This is a genomic window from Staphylococcus sp. FSL W8-0304 (assembly GCF_038006565.1).
Taxonomy (GTDB): domain Bacteria; phylum Bacillota; class Bacilli; order Staphylococcales; family Staphylococcaceae; genus Staphylococcus; species Staphylococcus epidermidis.
In genome coordinates this window covers 781,344-802,494 of record NZ_JBBOVL010000001.1, presented here as the reverse complement: position 1 = coordinate 802,494, position 21,151 = coordinate 781,344, and the positions used below count along the sequence as shown (strand labels likewise).

The window sequence follows — 21,151 nt, the reverse complement described above, 5'->3', positions numbered from 1 at the left end:
CTATCGATAATAGAGAATGAATTTTGCATCAAGTTATTTTATAAATGACAAATAATTTTTAATACGTACTTAATTTTAAATGTTAAGATTCATAGTTTTTCAATGCATCTTTAACATCATGATTGCCACTTAAAATTTGGAATTCTTGATTATTAAAACCATCAGAAGTTACTACTTCTTTTAAAACTGTAGCAACATCTTCACGTGGAATTGATCCTGCTTTGTCGAAATATAAATCAGCTTCTATTTTTCCAGTTCCAGCATCATCTGTAAGTGAACCTGGATGTACAATTGTATAATTAAGATTTGATGTTCTTAAGTAATCATCAGCATAATGCTTTGCAATTGTATACGGTTTTAAATCTCCACTCGCATCGAATGCTTCACGTCTAGAATCGTACGTTGATACCATAACGTAATGTTTGATACCCGCTTCTTTACTAGCTTTAATTGTTTTTACAGCACCATCTAAATCAACAATGATTGTTTTATCCGCTCCAGTGCTTCCTCCAGATCCAACCGAAAAGATGACTTTATCATAATCTGTAAAGATATTTTTTAAATCATCAATACTATTTTTTTCTACATCTATTAAAGTAGCTTTAATTCCTTTATTTTCTAATTCTTTAACTTGATTTTCCTTACGCACACCAGCTGTAAAATCAACGTGTTCTTCATTTAATTGACTAACTAGTTTAGAACCTACGCCACCATTTGCTCCAATAACTAAAATACTCATTTCTAACGTCCTCCTTCAAAAAATTGTACTTTGTATTTACCACTACAAGAGAATACTAAACGTTAGTGTATCATTGACATACTTCAATATTCTCATTATATTAATATATGAACAAATATTCATATGTTGGAGTGTGAATTTACAATGAGTGGATATCATATTAACGATGAAAGCAATCAGGATACATTGATTAAAGTCACTCATATTTTCAAAGCTTTAAGTGATTTTAATCGTGTCAGAATTATGGAGTTTCTTGAAAACGGTGAAGCAAGTGTTGGACATATTTCACATTCTTTAAATATGACTCAGTCAAATGTATCACATCAATTGAAACTACTTAAAAGCACTCATCTTGTTAAATCTAAAAGACAAGGGCAATCAATGATTTATTCTATAGATGATAGACACGTTTCAACTTTACTTAAACAAGCCATTCATCACGCCAAACATCCTAGTGAAGGTGGAATTTCTAATGACAAATCATAATCATCAACATCATCATTCTCATGCACACGGACACGTTCATACAGATAATAAGAAAGTACTCATGTTTTCTTTTATTATTATTGGTCTCTTCATGCTTGTAGAAATTATAGGTGGGTTCTTGGCAAATAGTCTAGCATTATTGTCTGATGGTTTTCACATGCTAAGTGATGCCATATCCTTAGGTGTAGCTCTCATAGCTTTTATATATGCTGAAAAGCATGCTACAAAAAGTAAAACATATGGTTACAAACGTTTTGAGATTCTAGCAGCACTTTTCAACGGAGTTACCCTATTTATCATTAGTATTATTATAATAATCGAAGCGATACGAAGATTTTTAGAACCTCCTGAGGTTCAATCGAAGGAAATGTTCATCATTAGTGTGATTGGTCTTATAGTAAATATCATTGTAGCGATACTCATGTTTAAAGGAGGAGATACCTCTCACAACCTTAATATGCGAGGCGCATTTTTACATGTACTTGGAGACTTGTTAGGCTCTGTTGGCGCAATCGTTGCTTCTCTCTTAATTTGGGGCTTTAATTTTACATTAGCGGATCCTTTAGCCAGTATTTTAGTTTCGTTAATTATTTTAAAAAGTGCTTACGGCATTTCTAAATCATCCCTTAACATATTGATGGAAGGAACGCCTAATAATATAGATTTAAATGCTGTAATTAAAACAATTAGTAAAGATGAAAGAATTCAAAATGTACATGATTGTCATGTATGGACCATTTCAAATGATATGAATGCATTAAGTTGTCATGCAGTTGTACCAGAATATTTATCAGTTCAAACGTGTGAAACAATGCTAAAATCAATCGAAAGTGACCTATTGCAATTAAATATTCAGCATATGACAATACAACTTGAAACACCAGAACACAAACATGATGAATCAACATTATGCTCAGGTATACATGAGCACTCTCATTAGAGCGTTTATTTCTAACGATCCTTTTTGATTATAAATAAAGATGTAGATTGAAGGTGCTATTGCATTCAAAGACTCAACCTAAAAATCATATCTTAATTTAAAAGAGAGTTGATGTGAGTAGAACTCCATTTCAATCATCCTATATATATTTAGAACGTGGGACATCAGTTATGTTCCCACGCTCTAAAAATTTTCAATAGGTGTTATAAATTTCAGATGAATCTATCTCAATATTTACTTTTCTACTATAAACATCTTACTTTAAATGAAATTCTTAAATATAAATTCTCTAGCTGGTACTTGCTTTTCTTCAAAACCTGCTAAAAATTCTTCATTATTGTAAGCTAATTTCACTCTTTCTACTGAAATTCCTTTTTCATTAACGGTAATAATACCATATACGGTGTTAGAACCGTTGTTCAAACCTACTGATCCAGGATTAAAATATACTGTAGATTTATCATCAAACATATGCAATCTATGGTTATGTCCAAATAAAATTAAATCGGCTTCTTTATCTTTAAATAATTCAGAAATAGCTTGTTCGTCATCTTTTGTAATAGGCGCAAAAGGTTGTTCTTCAATGGGAGCTGACATTTTATCATTTTCAATTTCATAATGAATAAATAAAATCTTTTTCCCTTTTACGTTCATTTCAATATATCTTGGCAATTGATCAATTTCATCGTAATAGGACTCATCTAAATGTCCTTCAATCCATTGATGATGCTCATAAAACTTCCCTTTTAAATCTTCAGGATAAGGTGTTCCATTGACGAGTGACATAATAGCTTCATCATGATTACCTGCGATCATTTCCATATCATCTCGGTCAAATATAGTATCCAGTACTTTATTTGTCTCATGTCCAATCCCTATGTTATCACCTAGGTTATAAATTTTTTCAATATCATCTCTACTATCAATATCATCTAAAACAGTTTGAAGCGCATCAAAGTTTCCATGAATATCAGTGATAACAGCAAATTTCATGATATTATCTCCCTTCAATGTTATCTTATTAGCATATTCTAACATTTTGTGCTCTATTATGTTAGATATTAATTTAAAATTTATTAGAATTTTGATATTGTATTTATATGAAAAAAAAGGAGTGCTTAAAATTTGTTTAATTATTATAAATCCGGATTTCAAAAAGCAAAACCACATAATCTAAAGTTAATACTAATCTCATTACTAACTTTTGTCATTTGCTATATTACTTCTAATATTGCATTCTCATTAGTTATATTAAGAGCCCAAAGGTTACCCATGTTAGCTCAACTCGGTGAACCTACTACAAAACCTATTATATCTATTATTTTTATTTTACTCATTTTAATTTTATTATTTATTTTTGTAGGTTACCCATTGATAACTGGTACAGTATATGCAATTCAAAAAGCTATTAATAAAGAGAAAGTTCTCTTTAGTGATTTATTTTTTGCTTTTAAAAAAGGCAAATATGCTAAATCAGTAATCTTAGCTTTAATAACTTTAGTTCTGTTTATTATAATCGTACTTATTCTAATGCTATTAAATAAATTATATAATTTAGCTCTTAGCCCATTATTTATTGGCTTACAACAATCAATAAGTGGCTACGAAAATCCAATGGGAATTTTAATCACAATACAAATTGTGTTGTTACTCATAACAGGTTTCATTTCATCAATTTTCTATTGGTTTGTAATTATATTCATTATTAATTATACTACTGCTTATACAGAAGATTCATCTCGTAAAGTAATGAGTAATCTAAAAGAAGGATTTAAAGGTATTAAAAACGGTAAGAAAACTTGGTTTAAATTTTTCATTGGCGTATTACTTATTGGTTTACTTGCAAGTATTATTAACAGACCGCTATTATTCGGTGTACAATACTTAACAAGCAGTATGTCTCAAATGGTGGCTCAAACTATTGTTATAATAGCTAGAATCGTATCTATAGTATTACGTCTATGTCTTTATTACATTTTGATTTTTGGAATTATTAATTATTTCGTTAAACGTGGTGACCAACCAGTCAAAAGCAAAAGACGTCATAAAAATAAAGATGTTAACAAAGATACTGTAAACGACAAAGTAGATACTACATTGAATACTTCCGATTCAAAAGATACAGAAATAGATAAAATGAAAGATCAACAAACACATGTACAACAAGAAAAAACTGATATCCAAAAAAATAACATAGATGATTCCATCAAAGAAAAAGTAAATGAAAATAAAGAAAATATTACAGAACAATCTAAAAATCTATTTGATAAGAAATAGTTGATTGTCTTTAGATTACCTTATTAATTTAAATGTAAAGTATTTTGCCCAACATGAAATTTTAATAATCTTTCATGTTGGGTTTTTTATATTGTAAATATATTTTTGTGAAAATCCTCTTTAATATTTTATTAATGCTTATGCATATTTTAAATAATCATAATGAACCAGTTGATAGGCATATAATTTAAATCAAAAATGGACACTTTCATGATTAAATATGAAAGTGTCCATTTGCCTATTTTATAAATTCAAAATTTTTACTGATATAAACTATCGTGATCGACCGTTTAATAACAAGATACTGACTTGAAGACTAGTTATCTAATAAATGAGTTTTTAAGTAATGTGCTGCACCATCTTCTTCGTTCGTGTATTCGGTAATATCATCTGTAAGATTTTTAATTTCTTGTCTTGCATTTTTCATTGCAACAGTGTGGTGCCCAAAATTAAACATAGCTCTATCATTATCACTATCACCAATAACTAAAGTTTCTTCTTGCTGAATACCATAGTGATCAATCATTTCCTTGATACCTGTACCTTTATCAGTATGATATGGCATCGTTTCAGCATTATAACGCGAAGAATTAGATACGGTAATACCTATATTTGATTGATTTTCAACAAGATGATTGCGAAAATCAGTTATTTTATCTAAGTTGGGACTGAATAAATATATTTTAGAAAAGTGTGCATCGGGTAAGGTATCTTGCCAATCTATTTTTCCTTTAATTGCTTCCCTTCTCGATGACCACTCACTTTGACTTACAGCGTCAGGTGGCTCTATAGTGGAAATCATTTCTTTCATCCAATCTTCATCTTCTTTAAGAGATATGCGATCACTTTCAAAAGGAAAAACTTCATAATAAATATGTTGTTTTTTAGCCAATTCCACAATTTTCTGTACTTGTTCTAAAGTTAAACTATGTCTAAATAAATTATCTCCATGAATTTCACCTGAAGTTCCATTCGAACTGATAATACCATCTACAGTGAATCCATTTGGAACAAGTTGATTGATTTCTGAATAAGATCTCCCAGTAGCAAGGAAAACTTTATAATTTTGTTCTCTCAATTGATTAATCACTTGTTTAGTATATTCCGAGGCTTTATTATTTTCATGTAATATCGTTCCATCCATATCTAAAAAAATTGCTTTTATATTTTTCATATTATCCTCCATTCAAGACTCTAACTTATACACTTAAATTGTGTCACTTATCATACTAAAGTGCAACGGCTTTGATTACACTTTGAACATACTATATTGTCGTCTTCTTTTATTTACAATGACATCTCTACCAAAAAATTTGTTGTCCGATAAGGATCTCATAACATCTTTAATATTACCCTTGTTAAATATGTAAATGTCTTTAAGTAAATCTTTTTCACAAATAACGGCATTTCTTCTATTATATGTATATGCGTTACATGTAGGACAGAAAGTTGTGAATCATTTAAAATATGCTTACCTAATGTTTTAAATAGTTGTCTCTTTATATAAAATCCAATTCAGTTGTAGGTTCGTCCAATATTAATAATTTAGGGTACTTCATTAAAGTCCTTAAACAACGGCATTAGACGCTTAGTTAAAATTAATTGAAGCATAATTCTAAAATTAATTCAAAAAATAAAGAGTAGCCACTTAGGCTACTCTAAATTATAAACATTTTACTCTACTGTAACCGATTTGGCTAGGTTACGAGGTTTATCCACATCCAAATCTCGTTGTAATGCAGCATAATATGAGATTAATTGCATTGTCACTACAGATACTAATGGAGTTAATAATTCATGTACTTGTGGAATCACGTATGTGTCTCCTTCTTTATTCAAACCTTCCATTGAAATCATACAAGGATATGCACCACGTGCTACTACTTCTTTCATATTTCCACGAATTGATAGATTAACGTTTTCTTGGGTAGCTAAACCTATGACAGGTGTGCCATCTTCAATCAAAGCGATTGTTCCGTGCTTTAATTCCCCACCTGCAAATCCTTCAGCTTGAATATAAGAAATTTCCTTTAATTTTAATGCACCTTCTAAACTAACATTATAATCAATTGTTCTTCCAATGAAGAATGCATTACGAGTAGTTTTTAAGAAATCCGTTGCAATTTGCTCCATCTTAGGTGCATCGTCAACAATTGTTTCTATAGCAGTAGTAACCTTAGCAAGTTCTCTTAATAAATCAACATCGGTTTCACGACCATGATATTTAGCAACAATTTGAGATAAGATAGCTAAAACAGCAATTTGCGCTGTATATGCTTTTGTAGATGCTACTGCAATCTCAGGTCCAGCATGTAAAAGTAATGTATGATCCGCTTCACGTGATAATGTTGAGCCAGCAACATTAGTAATTGTTAATGATTTGTGACCCAACTTATTTGTTTCAACTAAAACAGCACGACTATCAGCTGTTTCACCAGATTGTGAAATATAAATAAATAATGGTTTTTCAGAAAGAAGTGGCATATTATATACAAATTCAGAAGCTACATGAACCTCAGTAGGTACACCTGCCCATTTTTCAATAAATTCTTTACCAACCAATCCAGCATGATAACTAGTACCAGCCGCAACGATGTAAATACGATCAGCATCTGCTACATCATTAATAATCTCTGAATCGATTTTTAAATTACCTTTTTCATCTTGATATTCTTGAATTATACGACGCATCACTGCAGGCTGTTCATGAATTTCTTTTAACATGTAATGATCATATACGCCTTTTTCTGCATCAGCAGCATCTATTTCTGCCGTATACGTATCACGTTGTTGAATGTGCCCCTCAAGATCTTTAATTTCTACTGTGTCTCGCTTAACGATAACTATTTCATGGTCATGTATCTCTTTGTATTGATTTGTAGTTTGTAACATTGCTAGAGCATCAGAAGCAATAACATTGAAACCTTCACCTACACCTACTAAAAGCGGAGACTTGTTTTTAGCCACATAAATAGTATCTTTATCATTATTATCTAATAGTCCTAAAGCATATGACCCATCTAATAATTTAACTACTTTTGTAAATGCATCTTCTGTAGCTAATCCTTGCTTAGAAAAATAATCTACTAATTGTACGATAACTTCCGTATCAGTTTCTGATGAAAAAGTGACATCAGATAAATATTCAGCTTTTAATTCTTCGTAATTTTCAATTACACCATTATGAACTAATGTAAAACGTCCAGATGTTGACTGATGTGGGTGTGAATTTTCATAATTTGGAACACCATGTGTCGCCCAACGTGTATGACCAATTCCTAACGTACCATCCTCATCACTATTATCTGCAACTTTACGTAATTCAGCAATTCTTCCTTTTTCTTTAAAAAGTTTTGTACCATCATCATTAACTACAGCAATACCTGCTGAGTCATAACCACGATATTCTAATTTTTCTAACCCTTTTAATAGTAATTCTTTGGCATTATCGTAGCCAATATAACCTACAATTCCACACATATAATATCCTCCAACAAATGGGATAACACGGCTATTATGATTAATTATCACTGGTTAAATTTGATAATCCCCTATCATAATTATTATTAACGATTACATCATGAAATAAGCGTGCTATTATATGAATTTTATACACGCTATCCGTAGTTTCCCAAAATAATTTATTTAGTTTGGCGATCTTATTAACTTTGTCCACTAAGTCACCTTAATGATTTACTTAATAAGCTAACGAATGTGCCACATCCGGGATAGCATCCGCCGATCTGATTCGATCACTATCCTCCTCGTCTACAAAATCCAAATGATTATCTATAAAAGCTCTACTATTTTAACTTTTAATACTTGACAACTATTTAAGCATTTTGCACAGGCGCTTTAATTATTAATAACCTAGACTTTCCTCCTTTCCATTAATATTTATTGTACACTGATAACGAATTAATTTGCAAACGATTTAACAGTATTTTTTATAAATAGTAATAGTTCTGAATAGATACATCAGCGAATTATTCTCAAAATAAAAAAATATATTTTTCAAATCTTTTTAAAAGATAAAATTCTGTTTTAAAAAAACAGATTTATGATAGTAACATCATAAATCTGTTATATATGAATTTAAACATGAAAATATTATTTATCTAAACCCATTTTTTCTTCAACAACGTCAGCGATACTTTGAGCATATCTTTCAGCATCCGCGTCAGTTGCAGCCTCAACCATTACACGTACTAAAGGTTCAGTTCCAGAAGGTCGAACAAGAATTCTTCCTTCACCGTTCATCTCGGTTTCAACTTTCGTCATTATCTCTTGAACATGAATATTCTCTTCAACACGATATTTGTCAGTCACTCTCACATTAATTAGAGATTGTGGATACTTTTTCATTTGAGAAGCTAACTCACTTAGAGTTTTACCACTCATTTTAATAACAGAGGCCAATTGAACACCCGTTAATAATCCATCACCAGTAGTATTGTAATCCATTAATACGATATGACCCGATTGTTCACCACCAAGATTATAATTTCCTCTTCTCATTTCCTCGACAACATAGCGATCTCCCACTTTAGTTTTGTTTGACTGAATACCTTCTTTTTCTAGAGCTTTGTAGAAACCAAGGTTACTCATAACTGTCGAAACTATCATATTTCCATTGAGTTCTTGGTTTTTATACATTTCTTGACCAATAATGAACATAATTTGATCTCCATCTACAATTTGTCCATTTTCATCTACCGCAATAATGCGATCTCCATCTCCATCAAAAGCTAAACCAAAGTCACTTCCAGTTTCTAACACCGTTTCAGCTAATTTTTCTGGATGAGTAGAGCCACATTGTTCATTAATATTATAACCATCTGGATTACATCCTATTGTCTCAGTATCCGCTTCTAAATCGCCAAACAAGAATGGGGCTAAAGAAGAAGTTGACCCGTTTGCACCATCTAATACTATTTTAAGACCCTCAAAATTTACATCGACTGTGGATTTAAGATAACTTAGATACTTTTGTGCACCTTCAAAATAATCTGAATAATGTACAATATCCTCTCCTACAGGACGTGGTAAATCAGGATTAGTTTGATCTAATAATTGCTCAATTTCATTTTCTTGATCATCTGACAATTTAAAGCCATCTGAACCAAAAAATTTAATTCCATTATCAGCAACCGGATTATGTGACGCAGAAATCATAACACCTAATGCTGCTTCCATTTCTTTAGTCAAATAAGCCACACCTGGTGTTGAGATAACACCTAAACGCATCACTTCTGCGCCAATTGAAATTAAACCAGCGATTAATGCAGATTCTAGCATTTCTCCTGATACTCTTGTATCTCTTCCTACTAAAACTCGAGGATGCTTTTCACCTTTGTTATGTGCGAGTACATATCCTCCGTATCTACCTAGTTTAAAAGCCAATTCAGGTGTGAGTTCTTGGTTAGCGACACCACGAACACCATCAGTACCAAAATATTTTCCCATTTTTAAACGCTCCTTTTGTATCTATCAATTTTTAACATTTATATACGCTTTTGTTTCCTTTGGATTCACTTTAGTCACATCTTTAGGTAAGTTAAATAATACTGTTTTTTCTGTAGATTCTGAAATGCCATCAATATCTACTTCAGCAGTAATTTCATTAATATTTTGTAATTCATCTCTATTACCAAATATTTCTACTTCTTTATCTTCTAGTTTAACACTATCTAATTCTTTATTTTCATTAAGCTTACCCGTTGTTTTTGTACGTACCTTAACCATTTTACTGAATGGTTCAACTGTTACTTTTAAATTAACCTCATTTGGATTAATTGATACATTTAATTTATTTAATTGTTTATCAAATGCACTAACATCTGCAACATCATTGGTATCTTTGTTCACTTTACTAGAATTTTTAAAGGTTGCTTTTAAATAAGCTATATTTTTTAACTGTTGCTCTCCACCAGTCACTTTTACAGTTTCTGGTGAAATACTTTGTTTACTTATTTTATATTTTGGGTCTAAACTATTACTACTAATGTCTGGTTGTACATGCATAACTCGTGTTATTTTATTTTCAAGGTTAATGTGTGCTACTTCAGGTTTAATTTGATAGTTGATACCACTATCTATGCCTTTAACTTGATATTTTTTTTGATATTTCCCTGCTTTTTTTCCAGAAAGATCAACGACTACTTTCAAATCTTCAGGGTTTTCAATTTTGATTAATTTTGATTGTGGTCCTGTTAAATTAACATCGACGTTTTTAGGAATTTTAGTTACATGTAGGTCTTTATTATTATAAATAACATCAACGGGCACATCTTGAATGGTTTTGGATGATTTTTGTGATAAATCATCTGTATTAAATATATTTCCGAATACATTATTTACTGATAAAAAGAAAAATACTGCTAATATGAGAGCGACAAATCTTAATCCCCATTTACTTTCAAGCATTTATGAATTCACACCTTTCTTTTGAAAGTGTGCACCAAACCAATGTTCAGCAAGCAATTCTTCAAAAACATCTTTTGAAATATCTCTTCTTAATTTTCCATCAAAAGTGACTGATATATCACCAGTTTCTTCAGATACAACAACAGTAAAAGCATCAGAAACTTCTGAAATTCCAACTGCCGCTCTATGTCTAGTTCCTAAACTTTTTGATATTTTAACACTATCTGATAATGGTAAATAACTTGCAGCAACGGCAATCTTACTTCCTTGAATTATCATTGCACCATCGTGTAATGGTGTATTAGGGATAAATACATTAGTTAGTAACTCTTGAGATATATCAGAATTCATCGGTATTCCAGTTTCTATATAGTCCTGCAAACCTGTCTCTTTTTCAAAAACAATAAGCGCACCAATGCGACGCTTAGCCATATATTGAACAGCTTTAGATACAGATTGAATCAACTTTTCTTCATCGTGACTATAAGTATTCGTATATCGTTTTAAAAAATTTCCTCTACCTAATTGTTCCAAGGCTCTTCTTATTTCAGGTTGAAATATCACAATGAGAGCTAAAACACCCCATTGAATTACAATATCAAACAATTTAGATGTTGCTGTTAAGTTAAGAATTTTACTGATTTGCTGGCCGATAACAATGACAACTATCCCTTTTAATAATTGAATTGCTTTAGTACCTTTAAAAACTGTAATGAGAAGATACAACACATACCAAACAATCAGTAAATCCAGTAGACTAGTAATAATTTTTATAGTACTCAGATTTTGAAAAAAATTGGAAAAATCCATAACATCTCCTCCGGGTAATACTTTTCCATATTGATTATTATACCAATCATTATTAACACTGTCATACGACAAAATAACATTTTATAAAAATTCTTAAATAAGAAATAAAAGTAAAAAATTCTAACAAATAAAAAAAGACACCTTCAATTGAAGATGTCTAGAAAGTGAGCCATAGAGGATTCGAACCTCTGACCCTCTGATTAAAAGTCAGATGCTCTACCAACTGAGCTAATGGCTCTAATGGCTGGGCTAGCTGGATTCGAACCAGCGCGTGACGGAGTCAAAGTCCGTTGCCTTACCGCTTGGCTATAGCCCAAGAATGGTGGAGGGGGGCAGATTCGAACTGCCGAACCCGAAGGAGCGGATTTACAGTCCGCCGCGTTTAGCCACTTCGCTACCCCTCCGCAGTATTTAATTAAATGGTGGAGAATGACGGGTTCGAACCGCCGACCCTCTGCTTGTAAGGCAGATGCTCTCCCAGCTGAGCTAATTCTCCATAAAATGACTCCTACGGGACTCGAACCCGTGTTACCGCCGTGAAAGGGCGGTGTCTTAACCGCTTGACCAAGGAGCCATGGCTCCGCAGGTAGGATTCGAACCTACGACCGATCGGTTAACAGCCGATAGCTCTACCACTGAGCTACTGCGGAATAGTAATATTTTGCCTGGCAACGTCCTACTCTAGCGGAACGTCAGTCCGACTACCATCGGCGCTAAGGAGCTTAACTTCTGTGTTCGGCATGGGAACAGGTGTGACCTCCTTGCCATTGTCACCAGACAAATGAATGATTATACATTCAAAACTAGATAGTAAGTAAGTTTTGCGTCGCAAAACGCTTTTAAAAAAATTGATTAAGTCTTCGATCGATTAGTATTCGTCAGCTCCACGTGTCACCACGCTTCCACCTCGAACCTATTAACCTCGTCATCTTCGAGGGATCTTATAACCGAAGTTGGGAAATCTCATCTTGAGGGGGGCTTCATGCTTAGATGCTTTCAGCACTTATCCCGTCCATACATAGCTACCCAGCTATGCCGTTGGCACGACAACTGGTACACCAGAGGTATGTCCATCCCGGTCCTCTCGTACTAAGGACAGCTCCTCTCAAATTTCCTACGCCCACGACGGATAGGGACCGAACTGTCTCACGACGTTCTGAACCCAGCTCGCGTACCGCTTTAATGGGCGAACAGCCCAACCCTTGGGACCGACTACAGCCCCAGGATGCGATGAGCCGACATCGAGGTGCCAAACCTCCCCGTCGATGTGAACTCTTGGGGGAGATAAGCCTGTTATCCCCGGGGTAGCTTTTATCCGTTGAGCGATGGCCCTTCCATGCGGAACCACCGGATCACTAAGTCCGTCTTTCGACCCTGCTCGACTTGTAGGTCTCGCAGTCAAGCTCCCTTATGCCTTTACACTCTATGAATGATTTCCAACCATTCTGAGGGAACCTTTGAGCGCCTCCGTTACCTTTTAGGAGGCGACCGCCCCAGTCAAACTGCCCGCCTGACACTGTCTCCCACCACGATAAGTGGTGCGGGTTAGAAAGCCAACACAGCTAGGGTAGTATCCCACCAACGCCTCCACGTAAGCTAGCGCTCACGTTTCAAAGGCTCCTACCTATCCTGTACAAGCTGTGCCGAATTTCAATATCAGGCTACAGTAAAGCTCCACGGGGTCTTTCCGTCCTGTCGCGGGTAACCTGCATCTTCACAGGTACTATGATTTCACCGAGTCTCTCGTTGAGACAGTGCCCAAATCGTTACGCCTTTCGTGCGGGTCGGAACTTACCCGACAAGGAATTTCGCTACCTTAGGACCGTTATAGTTACGGCCGCCGTTTACTGGGGCTTCGATTCGTAGCTTCGCAGAAGCTAACCACTCCTCTTAACCTTCCAGCACCGGGCAGGCGTCAGCCCCTATACATCACCTTACGGTTTAGCAGAGACCTGTGTTTTTGATAAACAGTCGCTTGGGCCTATTCACTGCGGCTCTTCTGGGCGTGAACCCTAAAGAGCACCCCTTCTCCCGAAGTTACGGGGTCATTTTGCCGAGTTCCTTAACGAGAGTTCGCTCGCTCACCTTAGAATTCTCATCTTGACTACCTGTGTCGGTTTGCGGTACGGGCACCTGTTATCTATCTAGAGGCTTTTCTCGGCAGTGTGAAATCAACGACTCGAGGAAACAATTTCCTCTCCCCATCACAACTCAGCCTTATGAGTGCCGGATTTGCCTAACACTCAGCCTTACTGCTTGGACGTGCACTCCAACAGCACGCTTCGCCTATCCTACTGCGTCCCCCCATCGATTAAAACGATACTAGGTGGTACAGGAATATCAACCTGTTATCCATCGCCTACGCCTGTCGGCCTCAGCTTAGGACCCGACTAACCCAGAGCGGACGAGCCTTCCTCTGGAAACCTTAGTCAATCGGTGGACGGGATTCTCACCCGTCTTTCGCTACTCACACCGGCATTCTCACTTCTAAGCGCTCCACATGTCCTTGCGATCATGCTTCGACGCCCTTAGAACGCTCTCCTACCATTGTCCAAAGGACAATCCACAGCTTCGGTAATATGTTTAGCCCCGGTACATTTTCGGCGCAGTGTCACTCGACTAGTGAGCTATTACGCACTCTTTAAATGATGGCTGCTTCTAAGCCAACATCCTAGTTGTCTGGGCAACGCCACATCCTTTTCCACTTAACATATATTTTGGGACCTTAGCTGGTGGTCTGGGCTGTTTCCCTTTCGAACACGGACCTTATCACCCATGTTCTGACTCCCAAGTTAAATTAATTGGCATTCGGAGTTTGTCTGAATTCGGTAACCCGAGAGGGGCCCCTCGTCCAAACAGTGCTCTACCTCCAATAATCATCACTTGAGGCTAGCCCTAAAGCTATTTCGGAGAGAACCAGCTATCTCCAAGTTCGATTGGAATTTCTCCGCTACCCTCAGTTCATCCGCTCACTTTTCAACGTAAGTCGGTTCGGTCCTCCATTCAGTGTTACCTGAACTTCAACCTGACCAAGGGTAGATCACCTGGTTTCGGGTCTACGACCAAATACTCAACGCCCTATTCAGACTCGCTTTCGCTGCGGCTCCACATTTGCTGCTTAACCTTGCATCAGATCGTAACTCGCCGGTTCATTCTACAAAAGGCACGCCATCACCCATTAACGGGCTCTGACTACTTGTAAGCACACGGTTTCAAGTTCTCTTTCACTCCCCTTCCGGGGTACTTTTCACCTTTCCCTCACGGTACTGGTTCACTATCGGTCACTAGAGAGTATTTAGCCTTAGGAGATGGTCCTCCCAGATTCCGACGGAATTTCACGTGCTCCGTCGTACTCAGGATCCACTCAAGAGAGAATATGTTTTCGACTACAGGATTATTACCTTCTTTGATTCATCTTTCCAGATGATTCGTCTAACATGTTCTTTTGTAACTCCGTATAGAGTGTCCTACAACCCCAACAAGCAAGCTTGTTGGTTTGGGCTCTTCCCGTTTCGCTCGCCGCTACTCAGGGAATCGATTTTTCTTTCTCTTCCTCCGGGTACTAAGATGTTTCAGTTCTCCGGGTCTGCCTTCTGACATGCTATGAATTCACATGTCGATAACATGACATAACTCATGCTGGGTTCCCCCATTCGGAAATCTCTGGATCAACGCTTACTTACAGCTACCCAAAGCATATCGTCGTTAGTAACGTCCTTCATCGGCTTCTAGTGCCAAGGCATCCACCGTGCGCCCTTAATAACTTAATCTATGTTTCCACCATATTTTGAATAACAATTCAAAATAAATAGCTAAAACTAGTTATTAATCTTGTGAGTGTTCTTCCGAACACTAGCGATTATTTATGAATTCAAGCTTATTTAAAACTCTATTCACTCGGTTTTGCTTGGTAAAATCTTACTTACTTATCTAGTTTTCAATGTACAAAGAATGTTAATAAACATTCAAAACTGAATACAATATGTCACGTTATCCCTCATCTTCGTAGAAGATGTTCCGAATATATCCTTAGAAAGGAGGTGATCCAGCCGCACCTTCCGATACGGCTACCTTGTTACGACTTCACCCCAATCATTTGTCCCACCTTCGACGGCTAGCTCCAAATGGTTACTCCACCGGCTTCGGGTGTTACAAACTCTCGTGGTGTGACGGGCGGTGTGTACAAGACCCGGGAACGTATTCACCGTAGCATGCTGATCTACGATTACTAGCGATTCCAGCTTCATATAGTCGAGTTGCAGACTACAATCCGAACTGAGAACAACTTTATGGGATTTGCTTGACCTCGCGGTTTCGCTGCCCTTTGTATTGTCCATTGTAGCACGTGTGTAGCCCAAATCATAAGGGGCATGATGATTTGACGTCATCCCCACCTTCCTCCGGTTTGTCACCGGCAGTCAACTTAGAGTGCCCAACTTAATGATGGCAACTAAGCTTAAGGGTTGCGCTCGTTGCGGGACTTAACCCAACATCTCACGACACGAGCTGACGACAACCATGCACCACCTGTCACTCTGTCCCCCGAAGGGGAAAACTCTATCTCTAGAGGGGTCAGAGGATGTCAAGATTTGGTAAGGTTCTTCGCGTTGCTTCGAATTAAACCACATGCTCCACCGCTTGTGCGGGTCCCCGTCAATTCCTTTGAGTTTCAACCTTGCGGTCGTACTCCCCAGGCGGAGTGCTTAATGCGTTAGCTGCAGCACTAAGGGGCGGAAACCCCCTAACACTTAGCACTCATCGTTTACGGCGTGGACTACCAGGGTATCTAATCCTGTTTGATCCCCACGCTTTCGCACATCAGCGTCAGTTACAGACCAGAAAGTCGCCTTCGCCACTGGTGTTCCTCCATATCTCTGCGCATTTCACCGCTACACATGGAATTCCACTTTCCTCTTCTGCACTCAAGTTTTCCAGTTTCCAATGACCCTCCACGGTTGAGCCGTGGGCTTTCACATCAGACTTAAAAAACCGCCTACGCGCGCTTTACGCCCAATAATTCCGGATAACGCTTGCCACCTACGTATTACCGCGGCTGCTGGCACGTAGTTAGCCGTGGCTTTCTGATTAGGTACCGTCAAGACGTGCATAGTTACTTACACATTTGTTCTTCCCTAATAACAGAGTTTTACGATCCGAAGACCTTCATCACTCACGCGGCGTTGCTCCGTCAGGCTTTCGCCCATTGCGGAAGATTCCCTACTGCTGCCTCCCGTAGGAGTCTGGACCGTGTCTCAGTTCCAGTGTGGCCGATCACCCTCTCAGGTCGGCTACGCATCGTTGCCTTGGTAAGCCGTTACCTTACCAACTAGCTAATGCGGCGCGGATCCATCTATAAGTGACAGCAAAACCGTCTTTCACTATTGAACCATGCGGTTCAATATGTTATCCGGTATTAGCTCCGGTTTCCCGAAGTTATCCCAGTCTTATAGGTAGGTTATCCACGTGTTACTCACCCGTCCGCCGCTAACGTCAGAGGAGCAAGCTCCTCGTCTGTTCGCTCGACTTGCATGTATTAGGCACGCCGCCAGCGTTCATCCTGAGCCAGGATCAAACTCTCCATAAAAAATTATGATGTTTGATTAGCTCATCAATACTAAATAGTTTGTAACGTTTCGTTACTATTTATTGGAATTAACGTTGACATATTGTCATTCAGTTTTCAATGTTCATTTTGTAAAATCAATCTTTTATATTGTACTATATCGCTTTGATAAAAGTCAATAACTAATTGATATTACTTAATTAATTTTAAAAGCTTTTCATTAACTTTGCAAGGGTTATTTTTACACCAACTTAACAAAGTTATTAATCGCTTTACATCCGCTTTTTAGCGACTTTTATATAATATCAATTTTATGTTTTGAAGTCAACATTTAAATTGAATTATTTTTTATTCGTATGAGTTCTTTTATTCACTCACAAGAAATTATTCTAACACATTTCTTAAAATTTGCAATAGAAAAATCGTATGAAAATATTTTTCACACGATTTAAACACAATTTAGGTATTATCGATTTTATTGTTTTTGGGTGCTTGCTATAACTTTTCTTGCGATTGAATTATATAATTCTCCTAAACGATCATCCGATTGATATATCGAAGGCGAAAAGTCATTGGGATTCCATGTAGGTTGTTCTAATGGAAGTTCAGCAAATAATTGCGTCTCAAGTTCATCAGAAAGCTTTTTGCCTCCTCCTTTTCCAAAAACATACTCTTTTTTACCTGTTTCTTTACTTTCAAAATAGCTCATATTTTCTATAACTCCAAGAATAGTATGCTCTGTATGTTTAGCCATTGCACCTGCTCGAGCCGCTACAAACGCCGCGGTTGGATGCGGTGTCGTTACTATAATTTCCTTACTTGATGGTAACATTGAATGTACATCTAAAGCTACATCTCCTGTGCCAGGTGGTAAATCAAGAAGTAGATAATCAAGTTCTCCCCACTGTACTTCTGTAAAGAAATTTGTAAGCATCTTACCAAGCATTGGACCTCTCCAAATAACCGGTGCATTTTCTTCTACAAAAAATGCCATTGAAATAACTTTTACTCCATGTCTCTCTACAGGTATTATCTCCTTACCATCTATACCCGGTCTTTCATCTATTCCCATCATATCAGGCACACTAAAACCGTATATATCAGCGTCTACTAATCCTACTTTCTTACCTTCTCTTGCTAAAGCTACGGCTAAATTGACAGCCACTGTCGATTTACCAACCCCACCTTTACCTGAAGCTATAGAAATAAATTCAACTGGGTTGTTTTGTGATAATAGTTCTTCAATGGTTTTGGGCTTTTCACTACCTTTTCCTATATATCTCTCGACTACTTCGCCAGGAAGTTCTTCAAAACGAATTCCCACAGTATTTGCACCATTTTCTTTTAAGACTTTGACTATAGCCATTTGAAGATCTAATTGTGGTTGCCCCCCTAATTGCGCCATTGCCACCTTAACGCTCACATGGTTAATATTATCCTTAATAGACACATCAACAATACCTTCAGATTCCTTCAATGGCACATCTATAATCGGATCCTTTAATGCCCCTACAATTTCTTTAACTTGATTTACCGTTAACAAAGTAAATCCCCCTTATTGATTTTTAATTTATCTACATAGCAACTATAGTTGCCTGTTTATATATCATTCATATTTTTTAGTATAAGACTTTTCCTAATATAAAAAAAGAAGTTAGCCCATTTTTAAAATAGACTAACCTCTAATTATTAAACTTTCCTACTATTGTGAGTAGAATGATTTGGCTCCTTTATAAATAATGCTAGAACAAAAGCAATAATCACAAAAACAGTGACTAACGCGAACGATACATCAACTCCCGCAGCAACACTTTGCCGTTGAATCATTTCTTTACTAGCGTGATTACTTGATGATACAACCCATTGAGCACCTATACTCATAAAAGTGACCATTAGAGCAGTTCCTAGAGATCCCGCCATAACACGTCCAAAGTTCATAATTGCCGTTCCGTGGGAAATGTTTTCAGTTTTCAATGCATTTATCCCCGTCGTATTGATAGGCATCATTAATAAAGACACAGCAAACATACGAATCGCATAGATTACAATCAAGTACGTATAGGATGTATCTACTTTAAGAAAGCATAATAGAAATGTACAAGAAATCAATAAGATAAATCCAGTAAATATTAACGGTCTAGGCCCATATTTATCGTAAAACTTTCCAGTAAACACAGACATAATACCATTGATAATCGCGCCAGGCATAATTACTAATCCTGATAGCAACGCAGATAATCCTAAAGCATTTTGAACATACAATGGAATAAGTAATGCAGGTCCTACCATAGATAGCATAATAATCATAGAAGTAATTGTTGAAAAACAAAATATTTTGTTATTAAATATTTTCAAATTTAATAATGGATTAGAAATTGTAATTTGTCGTTTAACAAAAATACCAATGATGATTAGACTTATTAAAAGCGAACAAAGGACAATTGGGTTAGAAAAACCTAGGTTACCAGCACTACTGAAAGCATAAAGCATTAATCCAAAACCTAATGTAGAGTATATAACGGATTTTTTATCCAGTTTTGTTTCTTTCGTTGTGTTATAACTTGAAATCGATACAAAACCAAATATAAATGTAACTAATGCTATACCGACAATAACAATAAATGGCACTCTCCAACTTGCATTGTCAATGATTAAACCAGTAAATGTAGGTCCAATTGCAGGTGCAAATTGTATAACTAATCCTGCAAGTCCCATTGCAAATCCACGGTGTTCTTTAGAGAACAATGTAAACAATGTAAATTGCATTAATGGCATGAGTATACCTGCACCGACAGCTTGTATTACCCGTGCAAACATGAGCACGCCAAAATTAGGAGCAATAGCAGCAACGATTGATCCTATCAGAAATGTTCCCATTGCACCTAAATATAGCGGTCTTGTTTTTACTTTATCCATTAAGTAAGCGGTAAGTGGAATCATGACACCATTCACTAACATGAAACCTGTAATCAGCCACTGCGATGTATTCTCATTAATATTTAACTCACGCATAATGTGTGGCAAGGCTGTATTAAGTAATGTTTGATTTAAAATGGCCACGAAAGCGCTAATTAACATTACAGATACGATTAAATTTCGCTTAGTCTTAGATAATTCATAACTGGCCATAAACATATACTCCTTTTTATTCAAATGATAATTTTACATTCAATCAAATTTTATTTACCGATACAAACTTAATGCTCAGAATAATGATAGAAATTTCTTGTTATTTTGAATACCATTATTGTGTAATTATTCAAACTTTGTACTGCTTGGTAAAGCATGATATAACTGCAATTTTTAATAGCATTATCAAACATTGCTATTAAATAATTAAATTATTTTCTATCGTTAAGTTCAATTATTACATATTAAATTCTCTTTTTTACAAAAGTCTTACTTTTTATTATTCAAATTTTTACTTTCAGGATAAAAAACTTCTTTACATACAAATAAAAATCCTATAATAATCATAATTACCCAAAAATGTATATTAACATGTACATAGTGTATGTGAACTATAAAATAAAACATAATTGTAGTAACAATATAGGAGATAAGATGAAAGTTAATACCTTGAAAGTATGGATTTTTTGGAAGATTCTTTTTAAAATAATCCATTAAATGCTCAATTGAAAATAAAGTAAAATAGCCTAAAACGATATAACTACCGTAGTATATTAAATTATCATAAAAGCCTTTATTGTAACTAAAATCGCCTAAGTGTAAATAAATAAGGATGCGACTCAAACCGTACAAACCAAAGCCTAAAAACGTTAAAAAAATGGCTCCGGAAATAATAAATATAGTGAGAACAATAAGTGTTACTAATAAATGATATGATTTATTTTTTAAAAATTTCATCACTTTTGTCCTCCCTTACACTTCGTATATACATATATATTAT

The 21,151-nt window shown here is 35.7% G+C and carries 13 protein-coding genes, 6 tRNA genes and 3 rRNA genes; 3 read left to right on the top strand and 19 right to left on the bottom strand.

The genetic code is table 11. The features are described from left to right. Positions 1–82: 82 nt before the first annotated feature. A complete protein-coding gene (locus NST35_RS03640; RefSeq protein ID WP_002458731.1) occupies positions 83–739 on the bottom strand; it encodes an NAD(P)-binding oxidoreductase in 657 nt (218 codons plus the stop codon). 144 nt (positions 740–883) lie between these two features. Here NST35_RS03640 and czrA point away from each other — a divergent pair, with 144 nt between their 5' ends. After that, on the top strand, positions 884–1,225 hold the full coding sequence (gene czrA, locus NST35_RS03635) for a Zn(II)-responsive metalloregulatory transcriptional repressor CzrA (protein ID WP_002458732.1): 342 nt from the start codon (positions 884–886) through the stop codon (positions 1,223–1,225). Continuing rightward, on the top strand, positions 1,212–2,165 hold the full coding sequence (gene czrB / locus NST35_RS03630) for a CDF family zinc efflux transporter CzrB (RefSeq protein ID WP_002458733.1): 954 nt from the start codon (positions 1,212–1,214) through the stop codon (positions 2,163–2,165). Before czrA ends, czrB begins: the two co-directional genes overlap by 14 nt. A gap of 261 nt (positions 2,166–2,426) precedes the next feature. Here the strand turns inward: czrB and NST35_RS03625 are convergent, their stop codons facing one another. Beyond that, positions 2,427–3,158, bottom strand: a complete 732-nt coding sequence (locus NST35_RS03625) for a metallophosphoesterase family protein (protein WP_002458734.1) — start codon at positions 3,156–3,158, stop codon at positions 2,427–2,429. Between the two features lie 132 nt (positions 3,159–3,290). Here NST35_RS03625 and NST35_RS03620 point away from each other — a divergent pair, with 132 nt between their 5' ends. Next, entirely contained in the window at positions 3,291–4,442 is a 1,152-nt protein-coding gene (locus NST35_RS03620; RefSeq protein WP_032604583.1) for a lytic transglycosylase, read from the top strand. A 316-nt stretch (positions 4,443–4,758) separates the two neighbouring features. Here the strand turns inward: NST35_RS03620 and NST35_RS03615 are convergent, their stop codons facing one another. The 17 genes from NST35_RS03615 to NST35_RS03535 all read right to left on the bottom strand — a co-directional run bounded on the left by NST35_RS03615 (position 4,759) and on the right by NST35_RS03535 (position 21,108). After that, positions 4,759–5,616, bottom strand: coding sequence for an HAD family hydrolase (locus NST35_RS03615; RefSeq protein ID WP_002458736.1), 858 nt, complete (start codon positions 5,614–5,616; stop codon positions 4,759–4,761). Positions 5,617–6,116: 500 nt separating this feature from the next. Further along, a complete protein-coding gene (glmS, locus tag NST35_RS03610) occupies positions 6,117–7,922 on the bottom strand; it encodes a glutamine--fructose-6-phosphate transaminase (isomerizing) (protein WP_002458737.1) in 1,806 nt (601 codons plus the stop codon). Positions 7,923–8,552: 630 nt separating this feature from the next. Then, positions 8,553–9,908, bottom strand: coding sequence for a phosphoglucosamine mutase (gene glmM, locus NST35_RS03605; protein ID WP_002447825.1), 1,356 nt, complete (start codon positions 9,906–9,908; stop codon positions 8,553–8,555). 24 nt (positions 9,909–9,932) lie between these two features. Further along, entirely contained in the window at positions 9,933–10,868 is a 936-nt protein-coding gene (locus NST35_RS03600; protein WP_002458738.1) for a CdaR family protein, read from the bottom strand. Continuing rightward, complete coding sequence (cdaA, locus tag NST35_RS03595) at positions 10,869–11,678, bottom strand: diadenylate cyclase CdaA (RefSeq protein ID WP_002458739.1); 810 nt, start codon at positions 11,676–11,678, stop codon at positions 10,869–10,871. 165 nt (positions 11,679–11,843) lie between these two features. Then, a tRNA-Lys gene (locus tag NST35_RS03590) sits at positions 11,844–11,916 on the bottom strand. A gap of 3 nt (positions 11,917–11,919) precedes the next feature. Then, positions 11,920–11,994 (bottom strand) — tRNA-Gln (locus tag NST35_RS03585). A 4-nt stretch (positions 11,995–11,998) separates the two neighbouring features. After that, positions 11,999–12,082: transfer RNA gene (locus NST35_RS03580), tRNA-Tyr, on the bottom strand. Between the two features lie 16 nt (positions 12,083–12,098). After that, positions 12,099–12,174, bottom strand: a tRNA-Val gene (locus tag NST35_RS03575). Positions 12,175–12,180: 6 nt separating this feature from the next. Further along, a tRNA-Glu gene (locus tag NST35_RS03570) sits at positions 12,181–12,252 on the bottom strand. Between the two features lies 1 nt (position 12,253). Next, positions 12,254–12,328 (bottom strand) — tRNA-Asn (locus tag NST35_RS03565). Positions 12,329–12,341: 13 nt separating this feature from the next. Continuing rightward, positions 12,342–12,456: ribosomal RNA gene (gene rrf, locus NST35_RS03560) — 5S ribosomal RNA — on the bottom strand. A gap of 70 nt (positions 12,457–12,526) precedes the next feature. Next, a 23S ribosomal RNA gene (locus tag NST35_RS03555) occupies positions 12,527–15,448 on the bottom strand. A gap of 263 nt (positions 15,449–15,711) precedes the next feature. Continuing rightward, positions 15,712–17,262 (bottom strand): 16S ribosomal RNA (locus tag NST35_RS03550). The 16S, 23S and 5S rRNA genes sit together here with 6 tRNA genes alongside, the layout of an rRNA operon. Before the next feature lie 454 nt (positions 17,263–17,716). Next, on the bottom strand, positions 17,717–18,784 hold the full coding sequence (locus tag NST35_RS03545) for an Mrp/NBP35 family ATP-binding protein (RefSeq protein ID WP_002458405.1): 1,068 nt from the start codon (positions 18,782–18,784) through the stop codon (positions 17,717–17,719). 146 nt (positions 18,785–18,930) lie between these two features. Then, the gene (locus NST35_RS03540; RefSeq protein WP_002458404.1) at positions 18,931–20,370 is read right to left on the bottom strand and encodes an MDR family MFS transporter; all 1,440 of its coding nucleotides are present in this window, start codon (positions 20,368–20,370) and stop codon (positions 18,931–18,933) included. A 270-nt stretch (positions 20,371–20,640) separates the two neighbouring features. Beyond that, complete coding sequence (locus NST35_RS03535; protein ID WP_002458403.1) at positions 20,641–21,108, bottom strand: SepA family multidrug efflux transporter; 468 nt, start codon at positions 21,106–21,108, stop codon at positions 20,641–20,643. Positions 21,109–21,151: the final 43 nt, after the last annotated feature.

Bases quoted from the DNA above. Each gene is read 5' to 3' on its own strand.
- cdaA (WP_002458739.1), bottom strand. From the start codon at position 11,678: ATGGATTTTTCCAATTTTTTTCAAAATCTGAGTACTATAAAAATTATT.
- NST35_RS03625 (WP_002458734.1), bottom strand. From the start codon at position 3,158: ATGAAATTTGCTGTTATCACTGATATTCATGGAAACTTTGATGCGCTT.
- glmS (WP_002458737.1), bottom strand. From the start codon at position 7,922: ATGTGTGGAATTGTAGGTTATATTGGCTACGATAATGCCAAAGAATTA.
- czrB (WP_002458733.1), top strand. From the start codon at position 1,212: ATGACAAATCATAATCATCAACATCATCATTCTCATGCACACGGACAC.
- NST35_RS03540 (WP_002458404.1), bottom strand. From the start codon at position 20,370: ATGGCCAGTTATGAATTATCTAAGACTAAGCGAAATTTAATCGTATCT.
- NST35_RS03615 (WP_002458736.1), bottom strand. From the start codon at position 5,616: ATGAAAAATATAAAAGCAATTTTTTTAGATATGGATGGAACGATATTA.
- NST35_RS03600 (WP_002458738.1), bottom strand. From the start codon at position 10,868: ATGCTTGAAAGTAAATGGGGATTAAGATTTGTCGCTCTCATATTAGCA.
- glmM (WP_002447825.1), bottom strand. From the start codon at position 9,908: ATGGGAAAATATTTTGGTACTGATGGTGTTCGTGGTGTCGCTAACCAA.
- NST35_RS03640 (WP_002458731.1), bottom strand. From the start codon at position 739: ATGAGTATTTTAGTTATTGGAGCAAATGGTGGCGTAGGTTCTAAACTA.
- czrA (WP_002458732.1), top strand. From the start codon at position 884: ATGAGTGGATATCATATTAACGATGAAAGCAATCAGGATACATTGATT.
- NST35_RS03535 (WP_002458403.1), bottom strand. From the start codon at position 21,108: ATGAAATTTTTAAAAAATAAATCATATCATTTATTAGTAACACTTATT.